Source organism: Neobacillus drentensis (assembly GCF_036965245.1).
In the GTDB taxonomy this organism is placed as follows: domain Bacteria; phylum Bacillota; class Bacilli; order Bacillales; family Cytobacillaceae; genus Neobacillus; species Neobacillus drentensis_G.
On the sequence record NZ_JBALPG010000240.1, the window covers coordinates 1 to 3,439 of the forward strand.

At 32.5% G+C, this 3,439-nt stretch carries 3 protein-coding genes; 2 read left to right on the plus strand and 1 reads right to left on the minus strand.

Features of this window, described 5'->3' with window-relative positions; genetic code table 11:
* Window positions 1-204 precede the first annotated feature (204 nt).
* Together V7150_RS26255 and V7150_RS26265 are read left to right on the plus strand one after the other, a co-directional pair.
* Window positions 205-1,242: a LacI family DNA-binding transcriptional regulator gene (locus V7150_RS26255; RefSeq protein WP_248733491.1), complete on the plus strand. Its 1,038-nt coding sequence runs from the start codon at window positions 205-207 to the stop codon at window positions 1,240-1,242.
* 387 nt (window positions 1,243-1,629) lie between these two features.
* Window positions 1,630-2,508 (plus strand): LysR family transcriptional regulator, encoded by an 879-nt coding sequence (locus V7150_RS26265; RefSeq protein WP_248733492.1) that lies wholly within the window; start codon window positions 1,630-1,632, stop codon window positions 2,506-2,508.
* 184 nt (window positions 2,509-2,692) lie between these two features.
* On the opposite strand, the gene V7150_RS26270 is transcribed toward V7150_RS26265, so the two are convergent.
* Window positions 2,693-3,439, minus strand: a 747-nt coding sequence (locus V7150_RS26270) for an SPASM domain-containing protein (RefSeq protein WP_335524203.1), incomplete at its 5' end; no start/stop codon positions are given.

A 3,439-nucleotide genomic window follows, 5' to 3' on the forward strand; every position in this document is an offset into this window, starting at 1 on the left:
TCAAAATACTGGTTATTTCGTAAGTTCGATCTACAGTGACACCTGATTGACCCGTAGTAATTTTTATGATAAATTAATATTAAGGAATTATAAAAGCGCTTCCACATCGAAAATATAGAAACGCTTACAAATAATTTTCTATAAAAGCGATTCCCAGAAATGTGAGGTAGTACAAATAAAACGATTTTAATGTGGTGATCTATTATGAAAGTATCTATCTATGACGTAGCTAATTTAGCAGGAGTTTCTATTTCTACTGTTTCTAGAGTATTAAATAAAAGCGGATATGTAAGCAGCAAAACAGAAAAAAAAGTATACGATGCTGTTGAAAAGTTAAATTTTATACCAAACGTGATTGCACAAAACTTGGCAAATAATGAAACAAAATTAATTGGATTATACTTTACTTCACTACCCAATATAAATGTAACCTCATCAAACACATATATCTTGGAGTTTATCAAAGGAGTCAATGAAGTTTTAATCCGATGGGGCTATCACCTACTCTTAATTAACGAAATTAATGATATTAAAAAAATCATGTCCAATCAGTGCAAGCCTCAGTATTATTCTTTTATTAAGCAAAAAAGAATAGACGGTCTTATCATTGGAACTACTCCTATTCTATGTTCATCCTTCTTTGAGTTACTAGATCATAAAATGCCGATGGTTTTCATTGGCGAAAAAATATTAAATCATACCGGGTTAAATGTTTACGCCCAATATAAACAATATAGCAGGGATATATTGGACTATTTTTATGATCAAAATCATCGATATATTAATGTGCTGAGTATGGAAAAGGAAATAATGGGTTCGGTTATTCGTGAATTTGAAATAGAAAAAAAGGATGAAGAGCTGAAGCTTGAGCATTTTCTATCACCTTTAAATTTAGATTCCTATCTAGATTTATTGGGTACTATCTTTACTCAAAAAAATAAACCGACTGGTTTATTGGTAGAAGATACATCTAAAGTCCAGCAAACAATTAACTTTCTAAACAATCTAAATTTAGATGCACCGAACGATGTTTCAATTATAACCATTGAACACAAATTTCAGGATGGAGAACAATGTTTGCCCGCTGTTACCAGTGTTTATGTACCAGCCTATCAAATGGCGTTTGAAGCTACAACCATGTTATTTGAATATTTACAAGGAAACCAAGATTTTAATAAAGAGGTTATCGTTGATTCAAAAATAATTGAGCGTGATTCTGTGAAATCAATTGATAGAAATTAAATCTTTCCCCAAATTCAAATCGAGACGAAGAGTAAGCGGAAAACCTTTCAAATTAGCCGTTATTTAAGCGCTTCACTATGGAAGCCAGCAAATATCTGGCTTCGAAAAATTGAAGGAAAAGCGGTTCCTTGATAGGAAAATTGTCGTTGTAACACAGATCTAATTGTAAAAAATCCCCAAACGATTGGAGCCACCTTTAATTGGGTAATTACTTTTTTTGCTCTAAATTGGAAAGTTAACTAAACTGAAAATTATGACAGTATTTATACAACACTAGTGAAATGTTTCGTAAAAAATTATGAAACTGTTTTCTTCTGTATCATAAGCTATTCTAAATCATTTATGGATAACCTCAATTTGATTATCTATTTGGGTGGTAGATTAAAAATGAACATAGAAAGTTTAAAAATGTTTTGCCTGGTAGTTGATGAGGGAAGTATTAGTAAAGCTGCACGCCTGAGTTTCGTATCGCAGCCTGCTGTTACTAAACAAATTCGACATTTAGAAGAGTTGTATTGTGCTAATCTATTTGAGAGAAAAAATGGTAGGTTAACTATTTCAGAAGAAGGTAAAAAACTCTATCCTTATGCAAAAGAAATAGTTGAATACTCCAAAAGATCCTTTGAAGCGGTAACAGCTAACCAAGAAACCGTACTTAATATAGGTGCTAGCTTAACAATAGGAGAATATTTGTTACCGGATTTACTTGGAAATTTTATCAAAAGTTATCTAGATTTAAAATTCAGCTTATCAATTGGTAATACGCCTAATATTTTATCTAAGTTAGAAAATAATGAGATTGATATTGCTTTTGTTGAAAGTGCTGTACAGAATGATAGTTTTATTAGAGAGAAATTTGCTGATGATGAGTTAATCTTAGTAACATCAGCAACTCACAAATGGATGGACAAAAGTCAAATACAAATACATGAACTTCCGGAGAAAAAAATGATTTGGAGAGAGGCTGATTCGGGAACACGTAAAATTGTAGAGGACGCATTAAATGCACATGGAGTTCTTGATAATATCAAAAGTACAATGGAGCTAGGAAGTTATCAATCGATTAAAAGCGCCGTGGAAGCGGATTTAGGTGTTAGTATCCTACCAAAGGTAACGGTCGCAAGAGAGTTAAAATACGGCACATTGCATGAATTAAAGGTTTCTGGTCTTCATATATCACGAGATTTATGGATGGTACAAAAAACTCATCGGTTTAAAAAAACAGGTTTGAAATATTTTATTGATTTTATCCGCAATTCTTATTAATAATTAGCTATTTTAAAAGAGTAATGACGTAAGGAAGAGGCAGGTTGTATGCCTCTTTTTTTTATTTTTGTTTGCTGCCTACAAATAAAAACGACCCTATTTGTTTAGACCAATAGAAAAATTTAAGAAAGCCTTTTAAAACAAAGGTTGGTGCATATTTTTATAGAGTCAACAAACTCACAAACTAAATTGACCTTAGTAATGGATCACAGCATTTCTTGAATTTTTTCCCACTTCCACATAAGCAATTCTCATTCCGTCCAGGTAATTGATTACCAGCCTCTTTTACTTCAGTAACTTTACATCTTTTGATAGTAGTAGCGAGTTCAAGCATCCTTTCATGAGCATAACGATATACACGTTTGAAGCTCTCACAAAAATATTCAACACCAATCTCGTTATTTTCACTTATACGATTTCTTGGGCACCCTCCATGACATAAATGAAGAAATTCACAGGACTCACATTGTGTCGGGAGGGAGGGCTTTCTAGCCAAAAACTGATCCATTCGTTCGTTGTTGATGATACTTTCTAAGGAGTCGTGTTTTATATTTCCTAATTTATATTGTTCATCAATAAAAAAATCACACGGATAGGCGTCACCGTTTTGTTCAAAGACAATATTTTTTGGACAAGTCTTTTGATGGATACAAGCTTCCGCCTGTTGATGAAGGTATATAGCCAGCATATTATCAAAGAAACGAACAGAGATTTCAGGTACTCCATTGTTATACCAAATATCAAACGCTTCACATAGAAAATCGCCATATTGTTGGGGCGTAATTAAATATTTTCCAGGTTGACTTGGATCCTGTGACTGAAAATCCATACATGGGATAAATTGAACATAGCTGAAGGATTCATCTTTATAAAAGTTCATTAATTCTTTCGCTTTTAAAATATTACCTTCTTGTAAAACTGTTAATATATT